This is a genomic window from Paenarthrobacter sp. DKR-5 (assembly GCF_018531425.1).
Classification (GTDB): domain Bacteria; phylum Actinomycetota; class Actinomycetes; order Actinomycetales; family Micrococcaceae; genus DKR-5.
In genome coordinates, this window is record NZ_JAHBOI010000002.1 from 48,825 (window position 1) to 74,345 (window position 25,521).

A 25,521-nucleotide genomic window follows, 5' to 3' on the forward strand; every position below is an offset into this window, starting at 1 on the left:
GGCGACGCTATCGACCCGGCGTCGAAACAGTCAACACCGTGTCGAACCCTTGGTCTACGATGGGCCCATGGTTCAACGAGGACGACGTGCCGTACGGGTTTCGGGGGATGAGCGCCAGGACGCGATTCTCGTCACCGCCGAGCAGCTGCTCGGTACCCGTGCCTTCGATGACATTTCGATCGAGGACCTCGCGCGCGGCGCCGGCATCTCCCGGCCCACCTTTTACTTCTATTTCGCCTCGAAGGACGACGTGCTGCTTGCCCTGCTGGACCGGGTGATCGCGGAGGTGGAGCGGCGCGTGGGCGAACTGCCGCGGGATTTCGAGGGCGATCCCGCGGGGTCGTGGACACGGTCCATCGGTATGTTCGTTGAGGTCTTCGTCTCCCACCGCGGCGTCTCCATCGCAGCCATCGCTGCGCGCGCCCGCAACAACGAGGTGCGCGCGCTCTGGTCCAGGGCCATGCAGTCCTGGGCCGAATTCTCGACTGACGTGATCCTGTCCGAGCGTGCCCGGGGCGCCGCGCCGCACGGCATCGACGCCGGGGACCTGGCCGTCAGCCTGAACCTGATGAACGAGCGGGTGATCACGGCCGCCCTGAACCGCGAGACGCCGGCCATAGGGGAGTCCCGCGCCCTCGACGTACTCTCGACCATCTGGATCCGCAGCATTTACGGATCCGACAACCCCAGCCGCCAGTAACGCGCGTCGGAAGGAACAACCAGGATGCCCGCAATCGAAGCAGTGACCGTCCTTGGAACCGGAGTGCTCGGTTCGCAAATCGCGTACCAGGCAGCCTTTTTCGGATTCGCCGTCACGGCGTACGACGTCGACGACGCGGCCCTTGAGAATGCGCGCGCCCGGTTCGCCCGGCTGGCGGCCATCTACCAGGCAGAGAAAGTGGCCGACGCGCCGGAAGGCACGGCCGAGGCGGCCCTCGGCAACCTGCGCCTGACCGCCAACCTCGCGGACGCCGTCGCCGGCGCAGACCTGGTGATCGAGGCGGTCCCTGAGCTGCTTGAGCTCAAAAGGGATGTCTACCGCCAGCTTGCGCAGCTTGCCCCCGCGAGGACCATCTTCGCCACGAACTCCTCGACGCTGCTCCCGAGCGACCTGAAGGACGCCACCGGCCGGCCCGACCGCTTCCTGGCCCTGCACTACGCCAACCACATCTGGGCCCAGAACATTGCGGAGGTCATGGGAACCGCTGAAACAGACCCGGAGGTGTTCGCATCAGTCGTCGCGTTCGCCCGCCGGAGCGGACTCGAACCGGTCGAAATCAAGAAGGAGAAGGCCGGCTACGTCCTGAACTCGCTGCTGGTCCCGCTCCTGAACGCTGCGGCAGGCCTGCTGCTCCAGGGCATTGCGGACCCGGAAACCATCGACAAGACCTGGCGGATCGCCACCGGCGCCCCAAGCGGGCCGTTTCAGATCTTCGACGTCGTCGGCCTGACCACCGCCTACAACGTCGCGGCGTCGTCCCCGGACGCCGGATCACAGGCGTTCGCCGCCTACCTGAAGGCCAACTACATCGACAGGGGCAAGCTCGGGGTGGCCACGGGCGAGGGCTTCTACACCTACTGAGCCTCACTGCGCGGAAGGCATCGATGGCGGACTGGGCGTCGTAGACTCCGGTCCATGAGCACACTCCCGAGCATGGAATCCACGACATTCCAGGCGGAGCTGCGGTCACAGTTCAACGTGTTCCTCGACGAACACCGCGCTGCGCTCGCCGGCAGCCTCGACGGCCTGGCCGAGGAGGAAGCAAGGGCCTCCCTCGTGCCCTCGCGGACGACGCTCCTTGGCTTGGTCAAGCATGGAGCATTCATCGAGCGGGTCTGGTTCGACGAGGCCATCACGCGCCGGTCCCGCACGGAAATCGGGAGCCCGGCAACGCCGGACGACTCCTTCATCCTGGACGACGGCGACACCATCGCCTCCGTGCGCGACGCCTACCGCGCGGCGTGCGAGGCCTCCCGGTCCGCCGTCGCTGGCCTCGGGCTGGACGACGTCGTACGCGGCAACCGCCGGGGGCCGCTGCCGCTTCGCTGGGTATTCCTGCACATGCTCCGCGAGCTGGCGCAGCACTGCGGCCACGCCGACATCCTGCGCGAACAGGTTCTGGCCGCGCGGCACGGCTAGGAACTTCCCGAACGATGGGTTCCACGCCTCGCAGGGCCCTGCCTTTGAACCGGAGCCGTCTAGCTTGCTGCCTCGACCTTCACAGCCGAAACCTCGAACTCCAGAGTGATCTTGTCCGACACCAGGACGCCGCCGGAGTCGAGAGCGGTATTCCACTTGACCCCGAACTGCTGGCGGTCGATGCGCCGTGACCCTTCGAAGCCGGCGCGGAGCTGCCCGTAGGCGTCCTTTTCGACGCCAAGGAACTCGATCGGCAGGCTGATCTCCTGAGTGATGCCCCGGATCGTCAGGTTTCCGCTCACGATGAAGTTGCCTTCTTCGATTTGGTCTATCCGGGTGCTCACGAAGGTGATCTCCGGAAAGTTCGGCGCGTCAAAGAAGTCGTTGGTGCGAAGGTGCTCGTCGCGCTGGGCGTTGCGCGTATCAATGCTGGCGACCTTGATTGTCACCTTCACCGACGAGTTGAGGGGATTCTCCGCGTCAGCGTGGATGATCCCCTCGATGTCGTTGAAGGCTCCGCGAACCTTCGTGACCATTGCGTGCCGCGTTGAGAATCCGATGCGTGTGTGGCTCGGATCGAAGCGCCATTCCCCCGAAAGGTTAGGTGATAGCTCCACCATGCAGACAGCCTCCTCGGTTGTGTGCACGCGCCCTGCAACGGAGTGGGGCAGCGACGCGGCACCGTGGTCCCGCAACCACTGACATCGCTGCCTGGGTTGCCTCCCCGCTTAATCCTAGCCGTCACCTTTGTCCGGCGGCAGGACGGACTACTTGCACCGTCCGGGTTCCCCGCCCTTAGTCCACTGTCCGGGTGTGCCCCGGACCAGTCCCAGGGGGAAGGTTCGCCAGGACGATGCTTTGCATCATTGTCTGCAGGTACTGCTGGCCTGCCACGCTCGGGTGGTCGCCGTCGGGGCCGATGAGTTCGTTTGCTTCCCCGCTGATCCAGTGGTCCTGGATAGGGTCGACAAAAACGGCACCGGCGCCGCGGGCAGCGGCCTGAATCTCGTCCCGCACCCTCACCCGCTCGGGCTCCGGACTGTCGGTATAGGAGGGCGGCCCGACGACGACGATGCTGGCTTCGGGTGCCTTGGCCTTCGCCAGGGCGAGGGCGGCCGCGGCAGCAGGCCTGAGGCTGCCCGGGTCGGTGCCCATGTCGTTCTCCGAGCCGAAGAAAACCACGACCCGGGCGGTGCGCGTGACTGAGCCCTGCACTTCGGAAAGGAAGGTGCCCCCGCCGTCGCCGGTTGCCACGTAGCCGCTGCCGTTCTGTGCGGCATCGAGGACGTTCAGCGGCTGGTTCGAGGTTCTCGAGGCCTTCTGCAGCAGGACGGGCCACGCGGTCGAGGCAGATGTGCCGTACCCGGTGCTGAGCGAGTCCCCGACAACCACGACGTCGACGGGAGCGGCGGCTGTGCGCAGCGGCTTCTGCGGCGCGGGCGACCGCGACGACGGAGTGGCTGCGGGGGCGGGGGAGACACTGGCCGACACGTGGCCCCGGTCCGCGGTGCCCGCCGGCGGCCGCGCGGAAGCGGCCACGGAAGAGAGCCAAGTGAAGGACACGATGACCGGAAGGGCAAGAAGGAACGATAAGCGCCGGCATGTGCGGCACAGGCAACCGAACGGTAGCCGCCTTCCGTGCATGGATTCCCCCAATCGCCGTCGGCTGTTGATGCGAAAGCGCGGGGTGCCCGAAAGCGCCCCGCGGAACGGCTCTAGGAGCCGGTCACGCCGGAGCCGCTCGGGGACGCCGGTTGGCCCTGGCCACCCTGGATGCCTCCGCCCGGCAGGCCCCCTTGTCGCTGGCCGCCAAACCTCCGGTTCTGGAACCGCTGGGAGATCTTATGCGCGGCGTCCGCCTGCCCCATGGAGTAACCGACGGCGCCGCCCCCTCCCGCGAGGAGTACGGCGATGCCTGCCGCGAGCAACGCCTTCGGCACGGTCCAGAAGCTCCGGCGGCGGGGCGTGCCCGCGCCGGGCTCCGCAGCGGGGTAGCGAGGCACCTGCTCGAAGCGGGGCGTCGCTGTGCCCGTCACTGAGGGTGCCGCTGGGATCGTGTGCGGACCGGGGGTGCCCTGGCTCACGGTGCCTTCCTTACGTTTCAGATGAGTGCTTTTGGAACAGTAAAGATCAGGAAGCTTGGCGCAAGCTGAGCCTTACCTTGAGGATCGTGGGAGTTCCTGAATGACCCAGCGGTTGCCGTCCGGGTCGCTGAAGTAGGCAAACGCGAACCCGCCGAGATCCTCGGGACCGGTGATCTGTGTCCCTCGACCCCGGAGTTCGGCCAGGGTGGCCGCCATGTCCGGGACGGTGAGCTGAAGCCCCTCCAGACTCCCCGGTGCCATGCTGTGCATTCCCGTACCGATCACGATCGAAGCGGCTGAGCCCGGAGGCGTGAGCTGGACAACCCGCATGCCGGGGATGTGTTCGACGTCGTGGTCGAGTGCGAAACCCAGGCCGTCGACGTAGAAGGCCTTAGCCTTGTCCACGTCGGAGACCGGGACCTGGACAACCTCGAGGCGCAGTTCCATGGGCACACCCTACGTCATCCGCGCTCGGCTGGTCGGCCGCATCCTGGGCGGCCGACCAGCCGCCGGCTAGAACACACTCACCGTCCCGGTCCTCTTGTTCCAGGTGATCCGGCCACCGCGGAAGTCGGATTCACGGCCAGCAGGAATCGTATACTCATCGGTCACCGGGTACCCCAGCCGGCTCCTTTCCCAGCCGAGGGAGGCCCACTTGGTGCGGATGGCGCCCTGGACGGAGTGTGCCCCCGTGGTCGGCGTCCAGTAGATGGAAGCATTGCGCGAGAAGTGGTTGTACCGGCCGATGCCATCGGGTGTCGTGCGCTCGTCCGTGAGCGGGTAGCCCAGCGGTCCCGCTTCCCAGCCGAGGGAGGCCCACTTGGCGCGGATCGCACCCTTGACGGCGTGCGCTCCGGTGGCAGGAGTCCAGTAGATCGAGGCGCTGCGCGAGAAGTGGTTGTACCGGCCGACGCCGTCCGGCGTGCCCGTCTCGTCAGTGGTCGGGTAGCCCAAGCCTTCCTCCCAGCCGAGGGACGCCCACTCGGTGCGGATCCCGCCCTGGACCGAGTGTGCCCCGGTGGTCGGCGTCCAGTAGATGGAAGCATTGCGCGAGAAGTGGTTGTACCGGCCGATGCCGTCTGCGGCGGCTGTCTCGTCGGTGACGGGATAGCCGAGCGGTCCCGCTTCCCAGCCAAGGGAGGCCCACTTGGCGCGGATCGCCCCCTGGACAATGTGGGCCCTCAAGGCGGAGGTCCAGTAGATCGAGGCGCCCCCGGAGCCGGCGAAGTGGTTGTACCGGCCGATGCCGTCCGGCGTGCCCATTTCGTCGGTGGTGGGGAAGCCGAGGCTGCCGCCAGCGCCGCCTGCTGCCTTGTAGCGGGCATAAATGGAGCCGTGGACTTCGTGCACCCCTGTCGTCGGGGACCAGCAGATAACGCCGGCGGTGTAGTCCTGGCACTTGCCCGGTCCGACCGGGTATTCGACGGTCATCACCCTGCCAAGGGGTGACCCGGCGCTGCCCGCGCCGATCTTCTGCGCGTAGACGGCAATCGGGTCGTCGGTGCCGTTGCCCGTGAGCATGACCTCGTGCGCACCCGTTCCGTCGTCGGCCGTGACTTCGTAGAAGGTAGCCGTGGTTCCGGCTTGTCCGAGGGCGCCCGGGGTGAAGCTGACGCTTTGCAGGGCAGAGTCACCAGGCGGGATGACCAAGCCCTCGGAAATTGGCGTAGTGGTTGAGAAGACACCTTGCGGTGCCTTGGCTTTGGTGATGGTCATCGGGACGTTGCCGGTGTTCTGGATTTGGAACGTCCTGGTGGCGGACAGCCCCACTGGCACATCACCGAAGTCCAGCGATGATGGCAGCGCCAAATGGGAAGCGCCGGACACCGCGCTCGCCGTGATCGGCACCGTGACCGAGCCGAGGTCGCTGGCGACGGCGAGGGAGTCCGTTATCTGGCCTGCCGCCGTCGGGGTAAAGGTGATGGATACCGGAATGGACGCGAGGGGCTGGATTTGTTGCCCGATCGTCGGTGCGGTGTCCGGTGCGACCGTCAACTGCTGGTTGGCAGGCAGCGTGAGACCGGTGATGGTGACAGCGGTGGTGCCGGTGTTGACGATGTTGACTGTCTGCCGGCTGATCGTCTGGGTGGGGACGTCGGTAAAGGAGACCGCGGCCGGCGTGGACCCAAGTCCGTCCTTGGTTCCGATGGCGTGCACTCCGAGAAGGTCGGTCTCGCCGTCGGCAGTTTTGACCGTGAGGGTGCCGTTAGCCTGTCCGGCGACCGTCGGTGCGAACGTCACCGGGACTGCGAGGCTGCCGCCGCTGGTCATGGTCTGGGGGAGCGTGAGCGAGGTCCCGACGCCGAACGGCACCGCTGTCGCAATTGAGCTGATCGTCACATCCCGGGAAGCCGTGATGATCACGGTGCCCGTTCCGGTGCCTCCTACCGGAGCCGTTCCCAGATCCGTGTTCGTGGCCCCGACGGCTGCGGTGGTCGGAGCGCCGAAGGCCAATATGTGCCCGTCCCGGGTGCCGACGTACACGTGGGCGCCGTCGGTGGCCGGCGAGGAGAACTTGGACGCAGTGCCCAGTGGGGCACTGAACACCTGCTGGAGGTGGCCGGTACTGTCCGGAAGCGCGTTGTAGGCCCTCAACTCAGCGCTGGTTCCGGTGGACCCGGACGCGTACACCACCCAGACCAGGGCGGTGGAGGCGTCCGTGCCGGAGGAGGTGACCACGGGAGCCCCGGAAGTGTATCCAAAGGTGCCGCTGGAGGTCGCGACGGCGGAGAGGCTCACTCCGCCGGTGCTGGAAGGGACAAGCTTGAACGCCCTGAGGTAGCCATAGCTCTCAACGTCGTACAGATACCCGCCGCTGCTGGTGCCGAGGAAGGCAGGGCGGCCCCAGACCCCGTTGTACGGGCCTGCCGTGTCAAGGATGGCGTCCGTGCCTCCCGGTCCCTGCGCCATGCCCCCCAAGCTGTCCCGGTCCAGCAGGTAGACGTGTCCGTCCTTCCCGGCCTGGACCATCAGGTGCGGGTGGGCCGTCGTGCCGTACCCGTCGGGGATGGCGACGGGAGCGCCGGAGCCAAGATCGGCGTCGTTCTGGTCCATCTTGACGTTAGCGGCAGGGCTGAAGAAGTCGGTGGGGGTCAGGTTTCCGTCGGCTCCCACTTGCAGGCGGACCACTGATTCCGCCAAGGTGGCCGGCGGCGTCTTGCCGGGGCCGGCACTCGGGGAGATGCCGTTCCCGGTGGAAAACAGGATCTGCCCCGCGCCGTCAGAGACCAGTCCGCCGCCGGACTGCCAGATGCCGCCCTCGGCGTTGCTGTTGCCGGACTCGGTAGCCCACATCGTCGTCTGCCGTCCGCTGGTCGACACGCCGACGATGTAGCCGACGAAGGGCGTGTAGTCGCAATGGCTGGCGAAGCCCGCGTACACGACGCCGTTCATGAGCAGAAGGCCCGGGCGCTGCTGGGCGGTCATGGCGTTGAAGGCGCGGGTCGGGTCGTTGGTCGGCGCGCCCTGGATCATGACTGGGAAGCCCGCCCTTTCCGCGCCGGTGGCCAGGTCCAGTGAATGCATGTACCAGTGCGGATACTGTGCGCTCGGTCCGTCGTTGGTCTTCGAAGTCAGGAAAATGCTGTTGGTGGCGGCGTCATAGACCGGCGTCGACGTTACGCCGATGTTCGGTGTGAGGTCGCCGCAGCTCACCGTTGAGGCCGGCCAGGACGGTCCGAGACTGCGCGACCAGATGGCGGCACCGGTGGTGCTGTCGAGACCGTAGACGGCATTGTTCTCGGTCGCGGTCACCACGGTGGTGCCGATGACGAGCGGCTGCGCGTAGACCTGGCCGTTGACCGTTGCCGAGAACAGCTTGCCGAAGGTCGAGGATGCGACCGACGACGGCGTCAAAGCACTCCCGCTGTCCCACCCCGTCCGCAGCGTGTCATGCGCGATTGTCCCTACATCCGCTGCGGCGGTGGAGCCGACCGTCACAGACGCAGCCGTAAGCAGTACGGACAGCACGACGGCCCAGGACCGCCGCCTGCCGGCGGGACCCCCACCGCGAAGCGCAGCGGAGCTGGAAACAGAGGTGAAAATGCGCATGGGAGACCTGCTTACCGAGAGACCGTCGGACGGGATTCGCCGACAATCCTGAGCGTAAAAATGGCGCCGGGGACGCGCATGAGTGGGGACCACCCGTCTTTACAGGGCCATCACTCGGGCGGCCGGGGGCACCACTTGTCTGCGGCAGGAAAACGCGTGGTGCAGGGCCTTGCGCAGGTGCCGGACGAAGGCCAGACTCGCCGGGATGAAGTCTGGTCAGGACTGGTCGGCTGTCATCGTCGGAGGCGGTATCGGGGGTATGGCAGCCGCGATAGCGCTGCGTGCGGTCGGCTGGTCCGTGACGGTGCTGGAAGAGCATGCGCGCCCGTCCGGCGCCGGCTCAGGCATTTCCCTGTGGCCGAATGCAATGCGGGTGCTGGAGCAGTTCAAGCTCGCGGACCAGGTCCGCGCCCTGGCGGCGCCCGTTCCGTCCGTAGGCGGCTTGCGCGTGCCCTCCGGCCGTTGGCTGACGCGCACCGCGGCCGGTTCCGCTTCGCTGCCCGACGTCGTCGTCCTGCGTCGCGCCGACCTTCATAGCGTGCTGTTGGGCGCCCTTCCACCCGGCTGCTTACGGACCAGGGTCACAGCCGTCGGCGTGGCGCCCGCGCCGACGGAGGCCGGCCGGCCCACGGTGTTCGCCCGGGGCGCCGCGGGGACGACGGAGTTGGCGGCGGACCTGGTGGTCGCGGCCGACGGCATGCGCAGCAGCCTCCGCCGTCACGTGGCCCCCGAAGCCGGGGATCCGGTCTACAGCGGGTACACGACCTGGCGCGGGATCACCCCGGCTGGCACGCTGTCAACAGGGGACAGCGGCGAGACCTGGGGCCGCAGCGCGAAATTCGGGTACCTCCCGCTGCAGGGGGAGCGTGTGTACTGGTATGCCGAACTGCCCGCCCCGGCCGGCCGCCGGGACGACAACGAGCGGGCGGCGCTGCTGGAACGTTTTGCCGGCTGGCACGAGCCGATCCCGTCGCTGCTGCGCGCCACTCCCAGCGACCGGATCATACGCACCGACGTCGACTACGTTCCGAAGCTGCCCACGTACGTGCGCGGAGGCGTCGCGCTCCTTGGTGACGCCGCCCACGGCATGACCCCGGACCTTGGCCAGGGCGGCTGCCAGGCCCTGGAGGACGCCGTGGTGCTCGCCACCTGTGTCGCGCAGGGCAGCGACGTCGCCTCGGCGCTGGACGCGTACGACGCCGGCCGCCGGCCACGCACGCAGGCTGTCGCCACCGCCGCCCGGCGGATGGGATGGATCAGCGAATGGGGCAATCCGGCGGCCGTCGCGCTGCGCAACCTGGCAGTCAGGCTGACACCGCCGCGAATCGCGCTGGCGCCGCTGTCCCGGATCAGCGACTGGGCGCCCCCGTCCATCTGACGTCCTCCCGGAATCGTTAGGGCTCCTACACGGAGGTCCGGGGTGGGGTTAGGATGGCGGGAATGGCGCCGTGTGGCGAAGGTCACCCGGCGGCGGCTCGATGATCCGGAGGTCCCCGATGGTAAGTCCTTTGCAATGGCCGGTGCTGCGCCAGCTTCTCGAGCATGACCCCTCGGGGCGACATCATTCCGTCGAGTCCCCGACCACCGAAAACCTGAAGGCCCGGACCGCCACGGCGGACCGGGTGGTTCCGTCGGTATGCCCGTTCTGCGCGGTCGGATGCGCGCAGAACGTCTATGTCAAGGACGAGAAGGTCGTCCAGATCGAGGGAAACCCCGATTCGCCGATCAGCCGGGGACGCCTGTGCCCCAAGGGCTCGGCCTCGCTGCAGCTGACAACCGGCGACTCCCGCGAGAAGTACGTGCTGTACCGGCCCCCGCACGGCAAGGACTGGGAACGGCTGGAGCTCGACAAGGCCATGGACATGGTCGCGCAGCGCGTCGTCGAAACGCGCCGCAAGACGTGGAAGTGGGAGGAGAACGACGTAAGGACCCGCAGGACCCTCGGGATCGCCAGCCTCGGCGGTGCCACCCTCGACAACGAGGAGAACTATCTGATCAAGAAGCTCTTCTCATCCCTCGGCATTGTCCAGGTCGAGAACCAGGCACGGGTCTGCCACAGTTCCACCGTGTCCGGGCTGGGCACCAGCTTCGGCAGGGGCGGCTCGACCACGTACCTGCAGGACCTGCAGCGCGCCGACTGCATCATCATCCAGGGCTCCAACTTCGCCGAGGCGCACCCGGTGGGCTTCCAGTGGGTCATGGAAGCGAAGGAACGCGGCGCCAAGATCATCCACGTCGACCCCAGGTTCTCGCGCACCAGCGCCCTCGCCGACACCTTCGTGCCGATCCGCGCGGGAACCGACATTGCCTTCCTTGGCGGCCTGATCAACTGGGTCATCACGCACGATGCCTACTTCCACGAGTACGTGGTGAACTACACCAACGCCGCCACCATCCTTCGCGAGGACTTCAAGGACACCGAGGACCTTAATGGCCTGTTTTCCGGTTTCAACCCGGATGATCCGTCCTACGACCTGCAGACCTGGCAGTACGAGGGGGCCGACGTCGCGGCGTCCTCCGGTGAGCGGGAATCGCAGGCGGAAGAGGAAGGCAGCACGCTCGGCGGGTCCTCGCACGCCCAGTCCCACGGCTCCGGCGGCCCCGGACTGCGCGGGCACTGGCGGCGGGACGAAACCCTGCAGGACCCGCGGACGGTATTCCAGACGCTCCGCAGGCACTACTCCCGCTACACCCCCGAGATGGTCGAGCAGGTCTGCGGCATCCCGCAGGAACTCTTTGCCGAGGTTGCCGAGGCGATCACCACCAACTCCGGGCGGGAACGCACGACAGCCTTCACCTACGCCGTGGGCTGGACCCAGCACACCACCGGAACCCAGTACATCCGGGCGGCATCCGTCCTGCAGCTGCTGCTGGGAAACATCGGGCGCCCCGGCGGCGGGATCATGGCCCTGCGCGGCCACGCCAGCATCCAGGGTTCGAGCGACATCCCCACCCTCTACGACCTGCTACCCGGATACCTGCCGATGCCGCATGCGCGGACGCACCTGGACCTGGACAGCTATGTCGAGGCGGACTCGGCCGAGCGGGGCTTCTGGGCCAACATGCGGGCCTACACGGTCAGCCTCCTGAAGGCCTGGTGGGGTGATGCAGCCACCGCCGAGAACGATTTCTGCTTTGACTACCTGCCCCGGATCACCGGCAGCCACAGCACCTACGACACCGTGCAGGCGCAGCTCGAGGGGACCTGCAAGGGGTACTTCCTGATGGGGGAGAACCCCGCCGTCGGGTCCGCCAACACCCATTTGCAGCGCAAGGGCATGGCTTCGCTGGAGTGGCTCGTCGTCCGCGACTTCTCCTTGATCGAGAGCGCCACCTGGTGGAAGGACGGCCCGGAGATCCAAACCGGCCAGATGCGCACCGAGGACATCGCCACGGAGGTGTTCTTCTTCCCGGCGGCCGCGCACACGGAAAAGAGCGGCAGCTTCACCAACACGAACCGGCTGCTGCAGTGGCGCGATCAGGCTGTGGAGCCGGAGGCCGAACGGCGAAGCGACCTTTGGTTCATCTGGCACCTAGGGAACAAGATCCGTGCCCTGCTCGAGGGATCCGGCGACGACGTGGACCGGCCTGTCCTCGACCTGACCTGGGACTACCCGACAATCGGCAAGGATGCGGAGCCGGACGCCGACGCAGTGTTCGCCGAAATCAACGGCAGCAAGGCTGACGGAACGCCCCTGGCCGCCTACACCGAACTCAAGGACGACGGCTCGACGTCCTGCGGTTGCTGGATCTACTGCGGCTGCCGGGCCGACGGCGTCAACCAGGCGGCGCGGCGCAAACCGCACACCGAGCAGAGCATCTCGAGCCGGGAGTGGGGGTGGGCCTGGCCGGCCAACCGCCGGGAACTGTACAACCGCGCGTCGGCGGACCCGGAAGGGCGCCCGTGGAGCGAGCGGAAGAAGCTCGTCTGGTGGGATGAGGAGGCCGGGAAATGGACGGGCGACGACGTCCCGGACTTCGAACCGACAAAACCGCCGTCCTACCGTCCCGACGAGGACGCCCTGGGAACTGAGGCGATTTCCGGCATCGACCCGTTCATCATGCAAGCGGACGGCAAGGGCTGGCTCTACGCGCCGGCGGGGCTGATCGACGGCCCGCTGCCGGTCCACTACGAACCGCAGGAGTCGCCGTTCGACAACGCGCTCTACGAGCAACAGCGCAATCCGGTCCGGAAGCTGATGCCTCTCGAAGGCAACCGTTACCACCCCAGCGGCCGCGAGCGGGGCAGCGACATCTACCCCTTCGTATTGACCACCTACCGGCTCACCGAGCACTTCACAGCCGGGGCGATGACGCGCTGGCTGCCGTATCTGGCGGAGCTGCAGCCGGAGTCCTTCTGCGAGGTTTCACCGGCGTTGGCAGCCGAACGCGGCTTGACGCACAAGGGGTGGGCCACGCTGGTCTCCGCCCGCGGCGCGATTGAGGCCCGCGTGCTGGTCACCGACCGGATGAAGCCGCTGACCGTGCAGGGCCGCACCGTGCACCAGATCGGGATGCCGTACCACTGGGGGCCGAACGGGCTGAGCAAGGGCGACGCCATGAACGAGCTGTCCTCCATAGCGATGGACCCCAATGTCCATATCCAGGAAGTCAAGGCACTCACAGTGGATATCCGGCCGGGGCGGCGTCCGCGGGGAGCGGACCTGCCCGCCCTGGTCGAAGACTACCGCCGGCGTGCCGGCATCAACGAGCACACCGGCATGGAAGGAGTCCGCGCATGAGCGTCACACAACTGGGGATGCCCGCCATCGGAGTTCCGCGCAAGGGGTTCTTCACCGACACCAGTTTGTGCATTGGCTGCAAGGCCTGCGAGGTGGCCTGCAAGGAGTGGAACTCGGTGCCGGCGGATACCTCGATGCAGCTCACCGGTGAGTCCTTCGACAATACGTCGGCCTTGGGCGCCGACACCTGGCGGCATGTGGCATTCATCGAGCAAAAGGTGCCCGCCACGGATCCGTCTGCTCATGACGGAGTGAAGTGGCTGATGTCTTCGGACGTCTGCAAGCACTGCACCAACGCGGCCTGCCTGGACGTATGCCCCACCGGTGCGCTGTTCCGCACCGAACACGGCACGGTCGTCGTCCAGCAGGATGTCTGCAACGGCTGCGGATACTGCGTTTCCGCCTGTCCGTACGGTGTCATCGACCAGCGCAAGGAAGACGGACGGGTGTTCAAGTGCACCATGTGCTACGACCGCCTGGGCGCGGGGGAGGAGCCGGCCTGTGCGAAGGCCTGCCCCACCAAGTCGATCCAGTACGGCGAGCTGGACGAGCTGCGCGCACGGGCGGACGCCCGGCTGGAGGAGCTGCACGAACGCGGCGAGGAAGGTGCCCGGCTGTACGGACGGGACCCGGACGACGGCGTCGGCGGTGACGGTGCGTTCTTCCTGCTGCTCGACGAGCCGGAAACATACGGGCTGCCGCCGGACCCGGTGGTGACGACCCGGGACCTGCCGGCGATGTGGAAGCGTGCCGCCGGCGCCGCCGCGGGCATGCTGGTCGGCGCTGCGGTTATCTTCTGGGGAGGTCGAAAATGAGCCCGCGCCGGCAGCGCAACGAGGAATTCACCTCCTACTACGGGCGGCCCATCCTCAAGCAGCCGACGTGGCACGCGCTCGACATCGCCGGGTACATCTTTGCCGGGGGTCTCGCCGCCGCCTCCTCGATGCTGGGGGCCGGAGCCCAGCACAGCGGCCGGCCAGCCCTGGAGCGGAGCGCCAAGCTCACCGCCCTGACCGCGATATCGGCGTCGGTGGTGGCGCTGGTTCACGACCTGGGCCGGCCGGAGCGGTTCGTCAATATGCTGCGGGTCGCCAAGCCCACCTCGCCGATGAGCGTCGGCTCCTGGATCCTCTCGGTCTACGGCCCGCTCGCCGGAGCGAGTGCCCTGTCCAACCTGACCGGCGTCCTGCCGCGTGCCGGGCGGGCAGCCGGAGTCGGCGCCGCGGTTGCCGGCTCCGCCGTAGCCACCTACACGGCGGTCCTCCTTGCCGATACGGCGGTTCCCACCTGGCACGATGCCCACGAGGTGCTGCCCTTCGTGTTCGCCGGCTCCGCTGCCGCGTCGGCCGGCGGTGTCGCCGCCGCCCTGTCCCCGGTCGTACAGGCCGGCCCGGCCCGCAGGATGGCTGTCGGGGGAGCAGTGCTGGAGACCGTGATGAGCCTGAAAATGGAGCGCAGCGGCAACCTCTCCACCGAGACGCTGCACCAGGGCCGCGCCGGGACGCTGCTGCGGCTGTCCAAGGCGTGCACGGTCGGCGGTGCCGTCGGCCTGGCACTCGGCGGCCGGCACTCCCGCCTGGTCAGCGCGGTCAGCGGCGCCAGCGTGGCGGCGGGTTCGGCGCTTCTGCGGTTCGGCATCTTCGAAGCAGGCAAGGCCTCGACGATCGACCCGAAGTACGTCGTCGTTCCGCAGCGCGAGCGCCTCGAAGCCCGCGAGGCTGCTGCTGCGCCGGCGGTCTCCACCCAAGCGCCGGCCAAGTAGGCTGCCGGCACCATCGGTCCCCCTTGTCCCGCCGTGACACGCGGGACAAATGTGACCGATGGTGCCATTGGTGGCGTAGAACTTAGCTGTGAAACGCTTCCGCATCCGAGCCGTCGTGCTGGCCGTCGCCCTTCTCGGCGGGCTTGGCGCCACCGCTGACGTTCTTGTTCCCGCTCCCGCTGCCCAGGCTGCCGCACCCGGCCTGCGGAGTGTTCATGCTCCCGGCACGGTTTCCGCGGACGAGCGGCTGAGAGCGGGCCAGTGCCACTTGCGCCTGGTCAACGGCAAGCTGGGCCAGTACCTGCCCGACGGCCGCTGCACCCCGGGCGCTTTTGACCCGGCCGTGACCCAGGCGAACATCGGTTCGACGATCTGCCGGACCGGCTACAGCACGAAGGTGCGGCCGAGTTCGTACCTGACCTCAAAGTTCAAGACCGCGAGCCTGGCCCAGTACGGTCTTCGGTCCAACACCACCACCGAGTACGACCATCTGGTCAGCCTTGAGCTCGGCGGGGCGAATTCAGTCTCCAACCTGTGGCCGGAGCCGAATAAGGCAGGGGCGCGGGGCACCACCAATCCGAAGGACGCCGTGGAGAACACCCTGCACCGCGCGGTGTGCTCCCGCCGGGTGAGCCTGGGGGCTGCCCAGCACGCCATTGCCGTTAACTGGGTCACCGCGCTGCGCGCCCTTCACCTCTAGTCCTCCGGCGGACCGGCCTGGAGGACAGCGAGGAGGCGGTCGAGCACGGGAAGCTGGCCGCGGACGAGCTTGGTGCGCGCCTCAGGCACGCTGAACCATCCGGCGTCGTCAATTTCGGGATAGTCGCGCACGCTCCCGGATCCTTTCGGCCATTCCAGCGCGAACGTGTTGCTGACGATCCTCGCCGGGCGGAAGTCCGTCTCGGCGCTGAAGACCGTGATGACCTTGCCCGAGGATTGCCGGAAACTGCACAGCAGCCTGTACTCGGCGTCGTCCGGCGGGGGCGAGCCCATCTCCTCGGTGAACTCCCGCCGGGCGGCCTCCAGCGGATCCTCGCTGTCGGAGTACTCCCCTTTGGGGAGGGACCAGGCGTGGGCGTCCTTGTGAGCCCAGAACGGGCCGCCCATGTGTGCGATCCAGATCTCCAGGCCCCGTGCCCGGGGGCGCCGGTACAGCAGGAGGCCCGCGCTGCGCACCGGCATCCGCCCCTCCTCTGTTGATCCGCTCCTGGTCCGCCCCGGACTTCCGCCGCAGGCGGCAAACCGCCACCGGGCCACTGTACCGCTCGCGGCTGCACGGTCACCCAAACAGCACCTCAAAACAGGTAGTCCTCGTTCTTTCCCGCCGGAACGACAGTTGCGATGCTTGCCTCACCAGCGGTGCCGAGGAGGACGCGATGAAGCTTCCGTACGATCTGTCCAGCTTCGGTATTGCCGAGGCCCTTCCGATGGCGGTCACGGCCCTCCAGGAGGAGCCGCGGCGTGTGGAGATCCTCGACGACTTCAGTTACATTGCCGTGTTCCTCGACTGCCCTGAGGCCAACCACGTGTACTGCGTCGGACGGGACTACATCGACCGCGTCTACCGCCGGGCGGTGCTGGCGCTGGCCTGGAACCACGGGCTCCCGATCCACGTGCACCGCCGGATTCCGCCCGAAGAGTGGGATGCCTACACGGCAGAGATGGACCGGCGGACGCGTCCCGAGGACTGACCGCCAGGGCCCTGCGTCTCGATGGCCGTTGCGGCCGGCCGTTAACACGCCCGAAACATCCCGGTCACGCGGTCCTTACATTCCGCGGATTCCTGTAACCTCCCCGCAACTTTTTCCCCGATCGTTCGAAACATAGACCAACGAATGTTAACGGTGGATCACGGGGGCGGGTGGCGAGAGCGCCCGGTACGGCTGAAACGACAGGAAGGGACGCGCAGGTGCAGATTACTGCGGGAAACGTCTGGATGATGGTGTCGGCGGCGCTCGTGCTGCTCATGACCCCCGGGCTGGCCGTGTTCTACGGCGGCATGACACGGGCAAAGGCAGCGCTCAACATGATCATGATGAGCTTCATCTCGGCCGGCATCGTCGGCGCCGTCTGGGTCCTGTGGGGCTACTCGATGAGCGTGGGCAAGGGCGGCGGATTTGTCGGCAATCCCTTCGCGAGCTTCGGGCTGCAGAACCTCATCGGCTCCACCGACCTGATCAAGGCCGGGTTCAGCGCAACATTCGCCATGGTCACGGTCGCGTTGATCAGCGGAGCCATCGCGGACCGCGCCAAATTCAGCGCGTGGGCGGTGTTCGTCCCGATCTGGATCACCCTTGTCTACTGCCCGCTGGCGTTCATGGTCTGGGGCGGCGGCATGCTCAGCCCCGGCGGAGCGGTCAGCCGCGTGTTTGGGCCGGTGATCGATTTCGCCGGCGGCACCGTTGTCGAGATCAGCGCAGGCATTGCGGGCCTTGTCCTGGCCCTGATCCTGGGCAAGCGCCACGGTTTCGGCCAGGACCCGAACCACCGCCCGCACAACATGCCGCTGGTCATGCTGGGCGCCGGGATCCTCTGGTTCGGCTGGTTCGGCTTCAACGGCGGCGCGGCGACTTCGGCCGACCAGGCGGGTCTGATCTGGATCAACACGATGGCCGCACCGGCCGCGGGCATGCTCGGCTGGCTGATTACCGAGAAGGTGCGCGACGGACGCCCGACCTCCCTGGGTGCTGCTTCCGGCGTGGTGGCCGGCCTGGTGGCGATCACCCCTTCCTGCGCCAACATCAGCCCTGCCTGGGCGCTCGGACTCGGTGCCGTGGCCGGTGTCGTGTCCTCCCTGGCGGTCGGTTTGAAGTACAAGTACGGCTTTGACGATTCGCTCGATGTGGTTGCCGTCCACCTCTTCGCCGGCCTCATCGGCACTCTTGCTCTTGGCTTCATCGCTTTGCCGGTCGACGGCAAGGGTGGCGGCCTCTTCTACGGCGGCGGGTTGCAGCAGTTGGTCGCGCAGATCGTTGCCGTCCTGATCGCGCTGGTGCTCTCCGGACTCGTCACCGGCGTCGTCGGGCTGGTCATCCACAAGACGATGGGCTTCCGCGTCAGCCGCGAAGACGAAGTGGCAGGCGTGGATGTCTCAGAACACGCCGAGACCGCCTACGAGTTCGGCGGATTGGGCCAGAACCAGTTCAGCTCCTTCCCCCACCACCTCCAGCCGTCCATTGTGATCCAGCCCCACCGCGTCAGGGACGAGGCGTAGCGGCGCCTCGCGCGCCGACCTCAGCAGTGGCGGCGGTGCACGGTCCGGGTGCGGTACGTCCTGTGGCCTCAGGCTGCCAGCGAAGCGTAGCGGCCGTCGAGTCCGAGCAGCTCCTCATGGGTGCCGCGCTCGACGACGCGGCCCGAGCCCAGCACTGCGATCTGGTCGGCGTGCCGGACGGTGGAGAGCCGGTGGGCGATGGTCAGGGTGGTCCGTCCGCTGGCGAGCGCGTCGAATGCCTGCTGGACGTCTCGTTCGGTCCGGGTGTCCAGAGCGCTCGTGGCTTCGTCGAGGATGAGGATGCGCGGGTTACGCAGCAGCGTGCGGGCGATGGCTAGCCGCTGCTTCTCGCCGCCGGAGAACCGGTGGCCCCGGGAGCCGACCACTGTGTCATATCCGCGGGGCAATCCTGCGATCACGTCGTGGATCCGGGCGTCCCGGGCCGCCTGTTCGATCTCTGCGTCGGAAGCATCCGGTTTGGCATAGCGCAGGTTCTCGCGCACGGTGGTGTGCAGCAGGTAGGTGTCCTGGCTGACCACCCCGACAATGGCGGCCAGATCCTGCAGGCGAAAGGAGCGCACGTCGATCCCGTCAATCGTGACGCGGCCCGTGGCGGGGTCGTTCAGCCGCGCGAGCAGCGACGCCAGCGTGCTTTTGCCGGATCCGGTCTCTCCGACCAGTGCGGTGCGGGTGCCTGCCGGGATGTCGAGCGTGACGGAACTGAGAGCGGGCGCGCCACTCCCCGGGTAGCTGAAGCTGACATCTTCGTACCGGATGTGTCCAACCATCTGCGCAACGTCGATCCGCACCGGACTGGCTGGTTCGGCAATGTCCACCGGGAGGTCCAGATATTCGAAGATGCGGGCGAAAAGAGCCAGTGAGCTGGTCAGGGCAACCCCGACGTTGAGCAGGCCCAGCAGAGGCCGGAAGAGTGAGTTCTGCAGGGCAGTGAAAGCCACCACGGTTCCGATGCTCATGGCCGCGGCACCGAGCGGCAGTCCTGCGGCAAAGTAGATCACGGCCGGCACGGCAGCAAAGATGATGCTCATGGAGGCCATCCGCCACCGGCCGGCCAGTTCCGATTTCAGTTCCAGGTCCGTCAGCCGCAGGGAGGAAGCTATGAAGCGGTCGGCGAGGGCCGGTCCGGTGGCCAAGGTCTTGCTTAGCTGGACACCGCTGACCGAGAGGGACTCTTCAATGGTCACGTTCAGGTCCGCGAGCTCCCGCTGGCGCTCGGCGGTGATCTCGCGACGCATGGCGGCGACCCGGCGGCTGAGCAGGACGGCGGGCGGGAGCACAAGCAACGAGATCAGGCTTAGCTGCCAGGACAGCGCTGCCATGGCGGTTATCGTGGCAACCACAGTGGTCAGGTTCGCGGCGATGCTCGTCGCCGTGGACGTCACGACGGCCTGCATTCCGCCGATGTCGTTGGTGATGCGCGACTGCACTTCGCCGCTGCGGGTGCGGGTGAAGAAGCCCACCGACTGGCGCTGCAGATGCGTGAAGACGTCGGAGCGGAGGCGGTGCATGACCTGCTGGCCGACCTTGGTGCTGATCCATGTCTGGATGACGCCGAATGCCGCGGTCAGGACCGCGACGCCGAGCATTCCGGCAACGAGGAAAGCCAGCAACCGGAGGTCCTGGTGAGGCAGCGCCGTGTCAATCACCGCGCGCAACAGGAACGGGGAGGCCATTGAAACGATCGAGGAGGCCACAATGATGAAGACGACGGCGGCAAGCTGCCGCCGGTAAGCAGTGAACAGGCGGGCAACCCGGCGGAAGGGGACGCTGCGCGCCTGGCTGCGCTCGGCGTCGGTGATCTGACCGCGGGCACGGGGGCCCCTGCTGCCGGGATCATGCGGGAAGGTGGCGGGTTCCATACGTAAAGACCCCGTTTCTAGAGAGTGCGGACCGCGCGGGCGGTTTGCGGCGGCCGGCAATTACTGAGGCTACCTCAACATGAGGCTACAACAGCGATTGCTGGTAGCCTATTCCGGTGGCCGACGAGATGCTGGTGGATACGTTCTGGGCGGTCGCCCGGCAGCTGCGCGCCCTGTCGCGGGATGCGCTGGCTCCGCTCGGGATCTCGCCGTCCCAGTCGCGCGCCCTGGCCATCCTGCGGCGGCACGGGCCCATGCGCCTGGGTTCGCTCTCGGAACATCTGCGTATTGCACCGCGCTCGGCGACGGAAGTGGTGGATGCCCTGCAGCGTCTCGGTCTGCTCGTGCGCGACGCTGATCCCCAGGACCGGCGTGCGACCGTCGTTTCGCTGACCGCGGAGGGACAGGCGCTCAGCGCAAAAATCAAGCACGCACAGCGGAGCCAGGCGAAGGAGTTCTTCAACGCACTCAGCGAGGACGAGCAGCGCCGGCTCGTCGAGACGCTGGGCAAGCTGGTGCGCTGAAAATCCGCGCACGGGTACTTTCCCGCGCGGCAAAGCCAAGGAGCACAATGTCCGTGAAGCAGGCGACAGGCCGGTGAGGAGAAGAATAGATGTCCGTGCCGGACAGGCGGCGCCCTAAACAGGGCAGCCGGATCATGCCGTTGCTCGTCTCTGCCTTTTGCATCGCCGTCGCCGCCCTGGTGCTGGCGGCGGTGGAGGCAAATTTCGTGATCGTCTCCCTTGCCGCCGCGGTCTGCGCGCAACTGCTGATCGCCATCATCGCCCTCGGACGAAGGAAGAAGCGCTGACACCGCACCCGGGACAAGGACAGCGACACGCGTGCAGTACTGCGGCGGCTGCGCCGGAGCGGATAGCATTCGCACCGGGGGCAATAACAACGGCATCGCATTCTTCTCGGCCCGCCGCTCGCGAGAGTGAGGAGGACGCAGTCCCGTTAGGTGAGGTCTCCCGTGGTCTTTCTGAAGAAGCTTCCTGCTTTGGCCGCTGTCGGTGCCCTGATCGCGGGTTCACTGGTAGGCAGCGCCGGCCCGGCCGCGGCCGCCGCCCAGGTCTTTGACCCCTGCGTGCGCCTGAGCAGCGGACAGGTGAAGTATTCGGGCTATGGTGCGAAGCGGGTCACCTTCGCGACGACGACGGACCGGACGCAATACCGCGCCCTGGTGACCAGCTGCGTGCGCTCCGGGGCCGGCTACATGCAGGAGTGGCAGGTGAGCGGCACCGTCGGCAAGAGCGGCTTCAAGGCGCCCGGCGTTCCCAGCGGACCGACGATGTACCTGTTCTCGCCCACCGGCTCCTATTCCGTGACCGACGCCTTCGGCCTGGGTAACCCCGGAACGGCGCTCCGCTACCAGACCCTCAACCCTGGGTCACGGTGGGGCGGGCATCCGTGGACATCCACGTACAACAAGTACTTCGAATCCCCGTTGCCTCTGCGGGAGTGGCCCGATGAGAACATGTGGGCCATCGCGGTCGGGGTCGGCCGCGACTACCAGCAGGGAGTGGTGGTCAACTATAACCGGCCGCCCGACCATGCGATCGTGCAGGACGCCGGGTTCGCGATCTTCCTGCACTCCAACCCCGTGCCGACGGCGGGGTGTATCGCGATCCCCGCGGACATGGTGGTGCGTTACCTGCGTTCGGCTGTCCCGGGGGACCGGATCATCATGGGCGCCGTCGACGACGTGTTCACCCCCTATTCGTCCAAGGTCTTCGGCGCCATCACAAGCCGCTATGCCGCGCTGGGCGGCCAAGTGGGATGGCTGGGTCAGCCGGCTTCCAATGAATACTCGGGCCTGCGCAACGGCGGAGCGTACCAGCACTTCCAGCGGGGAACCATCGCGTGGTCCGCGCCGACAGGAGCGCGGACGGCTGGCGGGGCCATCCGGTCAGCGTGGTTCGGTTCGGGCTTCATCAACGGGCCGTTCGGATATCCGGTGACAGACGAAGTCAGGGGTCTCCGCGGCGGCGGCGCCTACCAGTCCTATCAGGGCGGGGTTCTCATCTGGTCCCCGGCGACGGGAGCACGGGAGAGTAAGGGCGCGATCCGCGCGGCCTGGGGCGCCACGGGCTTCGAACGCGGGTTCCTTGGCTACCCCGTTTCGAACGAGTACGCCTCCGCCGGCGCCGGGCGGGTCCAGGATTATCAGGGCGGACGGATCGCATGGTCCGCTGCCACGGGAGCCCATGTGCTTCGCGGCGCGATCGGGGCTGCCTATGCCGGCGCGGGTGGACCGGCCGGGGTGCTGGGCTATCCGACCGGAAGCGAAGCGACCGGCCAGCGCAGCGGGGGTGCATACCAGACGTTCGAGGGCGGACGGATCGTCTGGTCGCCGGCGACGGGGGCCCGCATCCTGACCGGTGCGGTCGCCTCGAAATACGTATCCGCTTCAGGCATCAACGGCGTCCTCGGCTACCCGACGAGCGGGGCCGGCTCGATCCGCGACGGTGGCGTTTATCAAAACTTCCAAGGCGGCTCCATTCACTGGTCGAAGAGTACTGGGGCGCATGTGACGAGCGGGGCAGTCCGGGCGGCCTGGGCTGCGACCGGTTGGGAAAACGGGAAGCTGGGCTACCCCGTGTCGGACCAGTATGCGGCGGGGACAGCCGTGGTGCAGGAATTTGAAGGCGGCAGCATCTCGGTCGCCGCCGGGGGTGGCGTGACCGTCGCCTACACCCCGGTGGCCCCGGTGGAACCTTCGCCGCCCCCGACGGGCGGACCGACCGCGAACCCGAGCTTGGGCCCCACCGCCAGCCCGGGCGCGGGCCCGACTGATTTGGCCACGGTTGATCCCACGGTGACGCCGAACCCGACGCCGACTGCGACGCCTGAGCCGACGTCAGCGCCTGAACCGACCTCGACCCCTGTGCCAACCTCGACGCCGGCAGCATTCGCAGTCACCAGGACGCCCTGACCGGCGGCAGGTTGGGCGAACCCACGCCGGGCCGAAGGGCCGTAGCGGCCCCGATGCCGCACGCGTAGCGTCAGCAACGCTACAGCCGCATCCGAACCGCAGGGGAGAACCCGATGGGACATATCAAGCAAAGCATTCAAATCGACGCTCCAGTGGAGCGCGTCACGGAGATCGCCATGGACCCCAAGCATTGGTCGTCGTGGTGGGTGAACCTGGGCGAAGCCAAGTCCGTCCAGGGGGACGGCGGGCCCGGGACCGTCGTCGAGCACAGCTACCTCATGGCCGGTGTGCCTTTCCACGTCACCACGCGGGTCACGGAAAGCACCCCCACCCCCGCGGGCGGACGGCATTTGCGCATCGAGTTCGAAGGCCCGCTCAAGGGGTGGCAGACCTGGGATTACGAGCCGGCCGCGAACGGCACGGATGTCACCGCCGAAATTGAATACAACGTGCCCGGCAGCGCCATCGGCAAGTTCGCGGACCAGATGCTGATCGAACGCATGCAGGAACGGGCACGCCAGCAGACGTTGGAAAACCTGAAGCTGATGGCCGAAGCGGGTTGATGCCCGCCGCGCGCCGGAGCTACCCGACGGGCTTGGTGCCCTGACCGTACTCGGCTGTCACCAGGATCGGCAGGTGATCGGAAGCGCCGCGGGGCAGTGTCTCAACACTGTCGATTTCGAGCCCCAGCGACGTGGCGAAATCGAAGTGGCCGCGGAAGACCTTGTACCGGGTGTAGGTCCGCCGGTCGCTGAGCGAGAGGTCGTAGCCGGAACTCTTCATGTGCTCCGTCAGGTTCTGCGTGAAAAACGGGTAGTTGAAGTCGCCCACCATCAGCGTCACCTGTTCGCCGCCCATCTCCACCAGCTCCGCATGGGCCGCGTCGATCTGCTTGCGGCGCAGCGAGTTCGAGGCCGTCAGCGGTGCCGCGTGGAAGGAGGCGAGCACCAGGCCGTGGTTGGTCTGCCTGTCGATCAGGCGCGTGCCGAGCAGGCGTTCGTGCGCGGGGGCGAGCACCATGTCGTGCAGCGACTTCTTCAGCGAGAACGCGTTCGTCTCCAGCGCAGAGAAGCGTTCGGTGCTGTAGTAGATGGCGAGGCCCAGCCGGTTGCCCTTGGTGATGTCGGCCAGTTCCAAATTGCCGATCTTGTCCGGCATATCCGTCGCGTCGCACTCCTGCAAGCAGAGGGCATCGACGTCAAAGTCGCGCACCAGATCGGCGAGCTCGCCGCTTGCCTTGTGCTTGCGGAGGTTGTAGCTGATGACTCGTATCAGGGGAGCACCTCTTCTGAGGATTGAGACCGGGGGCCGAACCTGAGTCTACCCAGAAGGCGGCCGGACAGGTGATATCCGCCGCCGTCGTGCCTCTGTTCCGCCCCCAGGCCGGCGCCGCCGGCGGGTGGAACTCTTGCTTCTTTCTTATCCGGTTCTTGACTCAACGCCGCCGGGTTCTTCGGTGGCCGGTGGGAGCCTCAATACTGAATCGGAATCCGGTTCAGGACCGCGCAGTTCCTTGCCCGATGGGGAGGCCTCCATGAGCCATGCAGCAGATGCCGCGATGCGTCCCGGTGTGGGGCGGTTGCGGCTGGTCGTCGAACCGGGGCTCCTGGTGGCCTTGGCTGCCTGCTCGGGCGCGGCAGGGCTCCTGCTCTTCGGGCTGCGCGTTCGGCTGGGCGATGGCATGCCGACCAGCGCGCTGGATTTCCTGGCAGCCGGCGTGCTGGTCCTCACCGCGATGCTGGTGCACGAACTGGCCCATGCGGCAGCGGCCGCGGCGACGGGCAGGCGGGTGGAACGGGTCGTGCTCGGAAAGATGATCGGTGTGTACACCAGCGGCGGAACCACCCCGCTGCGCCGGGCCCTCGCGATCGGCGCGGGCCCGCTCACCGAGATCGCGGTCGGCGCGGCCTACTGGCAGCTTGCGGGCGGCGGACCAGAGGGCGCACTGACGCCGCTCGGCGTCGCCGGCGTGGTGGCCCTGATCAATGGCACGAGCAACCTGCTGCCCTTCCACCCCGCCGGGGACGGCTGGAAGCTGGCCCGCTTCCTGCTGCTGGCCCGACGAACCGGCAACGCAGCGCTGCCGTGCACACCGGGGGACTGCCCCGCCTGCACCGGCCGGCTGCCCTAGGGCAGCCGGCAGGACGCCGGCCCGGCCGGCTTAGGGCACCGTGACCTGTTCCGCAAGGTCTGCCGACCCGTACACGTCGCCGCTGGCGGCGTCGTAAATGACGAGGTTGTGGAACTCCTGCAGCCGGGGCAGGACAAAGCTGATGTTGTAGGTCTGGTTGCCGGAGGCGGCCTTCAGCGGAACCAGTTCGAATGGTGCCGGGGCGGCAGCGCCCGGCGTGTCGTTGCTGTTCAACGGGCCCGGGCGGAGTCCGAGAAGGAGGTCGCGGCCCGGGCGCGTGGCGAACTGCTCGAGCGTCAGGTTGACCGTGTCGCCCAGGTTCACGATGGTCACGGTGCCGTGCGTCGGCGCACGCAGGGGTACCAGTTTCCCGGAGAGGACCAGTGCGGGATGCACGGCTGCGGGCGACGGGCCGGCAGTCACGGGCGCCGCGGCCCGCGAAGCAGGCTGGAGGCGCGTCTCGATGGTGCAGCCGGTCAGGCCGGCGCCGATGACGATGAGTCCCGCGGCCAGCCAGGCCGCGCTGCGGGAAGTCCGGGCCTTCATCGGCGGCCCTTCGAAGCCGGCCATGAGATTCTGAGGT

24 protein-coding genes are annotated in these 25,521 nt (G+C 67.5%); 15 read left to right on the top strand and 9 right to left on the bottom strand.

Features of this window, described 5'->3' with window-relative positions; translation table 11 throughout:
* Nucleotides 1-67 precede the first annotated feature (67 nt).
* From KIH31_RS03570 to KIH31_RS03580, 3 genes are read left to right on the top strand one after another with little or no spacing between them, the layout of a single operon-like run.
* Nucleotides 68-700 carry a TetR/AcrR family transcriptional regulator gene (locus KIH31_RS03570; RefSeq protein WP_214425724.1) on the top strand — a complete coding sequence of 211 codons (633 nt, stop codon included), beginning with the start codon at nt 68-70 and terminating at the stop codon, nt 698-700.
* Between the two features lie 24 nt (nt 701-724).
* Nucleotides 725-1,582, top strand: a complete 858-nt coding sequence (locus KIH31_RS03575) for a 3-hydroxyacyl-CoA dehydrogenase (protein ID WP_214425725.1) — start codon at nt 725-727, stop codon at nt 1,580-1,582.
* A 54-nt stretch (nt 1,583-1,636) separates the two neighbouring features.
* Nucleotides 1,637-2,140: a DinB family protein gene (locus KIH31_RS03580; protein ID WP_214425726.1), complete on the top strand. Its 504-nt coding sequence runs from the start codon at nt 1,637-1,639 to the stop codon at nt 2,138-2,140.
* Between the two features lie 59 nt (nt 2,141-2,199).
* Here the strand turns inward: KIH31_RS03580 and KIH31_RS03585 are convergent, their stop codons facing one another.
* The 5 genes from KIH31_RS03585 to KIH31_RS03605 all read right to left on the bottom strand — a co-directional run bounded on the left by KIH31_RS03585 (nt 2,200) and on the right by KIH31_RS03605 (nt 8,274).
* Nucleotides 2,200-2,760: a YceI family protein gene (locus tag KIH31_RS03585; protein ID WP_214425727.1), complete on the bottom strand. Its 561-nt coding sequence runs from the start codon at nt 2,758-2,760 to the stop codon at nt 2,200-2,202.
* Nucleotides 2,761-2,935: 175 nt separating this feature from the next.
* The gene (locus KIH31_RS03590) at nt 2,936-3,679 is read right to left on the bottom strand and encodes an SGNH/GDSL hydrolase family protein (protein WP_214425728.1); all 744 of its coding nucleotides are present in this window, start codon (nt 3,677-3,679) and stop codon (nt 2,936-2,938) included.
* A 176-nt stretch (nt 3,680-3,855) separates the two neighbouring features.
* Nucleotides 3,856-4,224, bottom strand: coding sequence for a hypothetical protein (locus tag KIH31_RS03595; protein ID WP_214425729.1), 369 nt, complete (start codon nt 4,222-4,224; stop codon nt 3,856-3,858).
* A gap of 72 nt (nt 4,225-4,296) precedes the next feature.
* Nucleotides 4,297-4,671 (bottom strand): VOC family protein, encoded by a 375-nt coding sequence (locus KIH31_RS03600; protein WP_214425730.1) that lies wholly within the window; start codon nt 4,669-4,671, stop codon nt 4,297-4,299.
* A gap of 66 nt (nt 4,672-4,737) precedes the next feature.
* Nucleotides 4,738-8,274 carry a choice-of-anchor D domain-containing protein gene (locus tag KIH31_RS03605; protein WP_214425731.1) on the bottom strand — a complete coding sequence of 1,179 codons (3,537 nt, stop codon included), beginning with the start codon at nt 8,272-8,274 and terminating at the stop codon, nt 4,738-4,740.
* 205 nt (nt 8,275-8,479) lie between these two features.
* Here KIH31_RS03605 and KIH31_RS03610 point away from each other — a divergent pair, with 205 nt between their 5' ends.
* The 5 genes from KIH31_RS03610 (at nt 8,480) to KIH31_RS03630 (ending at nt 15,478) form a co-directional block, all read left to right on the top strand.
* A complete protein-coding gene (locus KIH31_RS03610; RefSeq protein WP_214425732.1) occupies nt 8,480-9,652 on the top strand; it encodes an FAD-dependent monooxygenase in 1,173 nt (390 codons plus the stop codon).
* Between the two features lie 118 nt (nt 9,653-9,770).
* Nucleotides 9,771-13,016: a formate dehydrogenase gene (gene fdh / locus KIH31_RS03615; RefSeq protein WP_214425733.1), complete on the top strand. Its 3,246-nt coding sequence runs from the start codon at nt 9,771-9,773 to the stop codon at nt 13,014-13,016.
* Nucleotides 13,013-13,831 (top strand): 4Fe-4S dicluster domain-containing protein, encoded by an 819-nt coding sequence (locus KIH31_RS03620; protein WP_214425734.1) that lies wholly within the window; start codon nt 13,013-13,015, stop codon nt 13,829-13,831. Before fdh ends, KIH31_RS03620 begins: the two co-directional genes overlap by 4 nt.
* Entirely contained in the window at nt 13,828-14,778 is a 951-nt protein-coding gene (nrfD, locus tag KIH31_RS03625) for an NrfD/PsrC family molybdoenzyme membrane anchor subunit (protein ID WP_214425735.1), read from the top strand. The genes KIH31_RS03620 and nrfD overlap by 4 nt, the downstream gene beginning before the upstream one ends.
* 88 nt (nt 14,779-14,866) lie before the next feature.
* Nucleotides 14,867-15,478 (top strand): hypothetical protein, encoded by a 612-nt coding sequence (locus tag KIH31_RS03630; protein WP_214425736.1) that lies wholly within the window; start codon nt 14,867-14,869, stop codon nt 15,476-15,478.
* Here the strand turns inward: KIH31_RS03630 and KIH31_RS03635 are convergent.
* The gene (locus KIH31_RS03635; protein ID WP_214425737.1) at nt 15,475-15,960 is read right to left on the bottom strand and encodes an NUDIX domain-containing protein; all 486 of its coding nucleotides are present in this window, start codon (nt 15,958-15,960) and stop codon (nt 15,475-15,477) included. The genes KIH31_RS03630 and KIH31_RS03635 overlap by 4 nt on opposite strands.
* A gap of 194 nt (nt 15,961-16,154) precedes the next feature.
* Here KIH31_RS03635 and KIH31_RS03640 point away from each other — a divergent pair, with 194 nt between their 5' ends.
* Both KIH31_RS03640 and KIH31_RS03645 read left to right on the top strand, forming a co-directional pair.
* The gene (locus tag KIH31_RS03640) at nt 16,155-16,469 is read left to right on the top strand and encodes a hypothetical protein (protein ID WP_214425738.1); all 315 of its coding nucleotides are present in this window, start codon (nt 16,155-16,157) and stop codon (nt 16,467-16,469) included.
* A gap of 218 nt (nt 16,470-16,687) precedes the next feature.
* A complete protein-coding gene (locus KIH31_RS03645) occupies nt 16,688-17,992 on the top strand; it encodes an ammonium transporter (RefSeq protein WP_214425739.1) in 1,305 nt (434 codons plus the stop codon).
* A gap of 68 nt (nt 17,993-18,060) precedes the next feature.
* Here the strand turns inward: KIH31_RS03645 and KIH31_RS03650 are convergent, their stop codons facing one another.
* Nucleotides 18,061-19,872, bottom strand: a complete 1,812-nt coding sequence (locus KIH31_RS03650) for an ABC transporter ATP-binding protein (protein WP_214425740.1) — start codon at nt 19,870-19,872, stop codon at nt 18,061-18,063.
* A gap of 116 nt (nt 19,873-19,988) precedes the next feature.
* Here KIH31_RS03650 and KIH31_RS03655 point away from each other — a divergent pair, with 116 nt between their 5' ends.
* The 4 genes from KIH31_RS03655 (at nt 19,989) to KIH31_RS03670 (ending at nt 23,370) form a co-directional block, all read left to right on the top strand.
* The gene (locus KIH31_RS03655) at nt 19,989-20,396 is read left to right on the top strand and encodes a MarR family winged helix-turn-helix transcriptional regulator (protein ID WP_214425741.1); all 408 of its coding nucleotides are present in this window, start codon (nt 19,989-19,991) and stop codon (nt 20,394-20,396) included.
* A gap of 89 nt (nt 20,397-20,485) precedes the next feature.
* A complete protein-coding gene (locus KIH31_RS03660) occupies nt 20,486-20,683 on the top strand; it encodes a hypothetical protein (RefSeq protein WP_214425742.1) in 198 nt (65 codons plus the stop codon).
* A gap of 162 nt (nt 20,684-20,845) precedes the next feature.
* Nucleotides 20,846-22,807 (top strand): hypothetical protein, encoded by a 1,962-nt coding sequence (locus KIH31_RS18285; protein ID WP_214425743.1) that lies wholly within the window; start codon nt 20,846-20,848, stop codon nt 22,805-22,807.
* A gap of 113 nt (nt 22,808-22,920) precedes the next feature.
* Nucleotides 22,921-23,370, top strand: coding sequence for an SRPBCC family protein (locus KIH31_RS03670; RefSeq protein WP_214425744.1), 450 nt, complete (start codon nt 22,921-22,923; stop codon nt 23,368-23,370).
* Nucleotides 23,371-23,389: 19 nt separating this feature from the next.
* Here KIH31_RS03670 and KIH31_RS03675 read toward each other — a convergent pair whose 3' ends face one another.
* Nucleotides 23,390-24,079, bottom strand: coding sequence for an endonuclease/exonuclease/phosphatase family protein (locus KIH31_RS03675; protein ID WP_214426214.1), 690 nt, complete (start codon nt 24,077-24,079; stop codon nt 23,390-23,392).
* A 262-nt stretch (nt 24,080-24,341) separates the two neighbouring features.
* Between KIH31_RS03675 and KIH31_RS03680 the strand changes: the two genes are divergently transcribed.
* The gene (locus tag KIH31_RS03680) at nt 24,342-24,938 is read left to right on the top strand and encodes a peptidase M50 (RefSeq protein ID WP_250545474.1); all 597 of its coding nucleotides are present in this window, start codon (nt 24,342-24,344) and stop codon (nt 24,936-24,938) included.
* Nucleotides 24,939-24,968: 30 nt separating this feature from the next.
* On the opposite strand, the gene KIH31_RS03685 is transcribed toward KIH31_RS03680, so the two are convergent.
* Nucleotides 24,969-25,508 (bottom strand): DM13 domain-containing protein, encoded by a 540-nt coding sequence (locus tag KIH31_RS03685; RefSeq protein WP_214425745.1) that lies wholly within the window; start codon nt 25,506-25,508, stop codon nt 24,969-24,971.
* Nucleotides 25,509-25,521 lie beyond the last annotated feature (13 nt).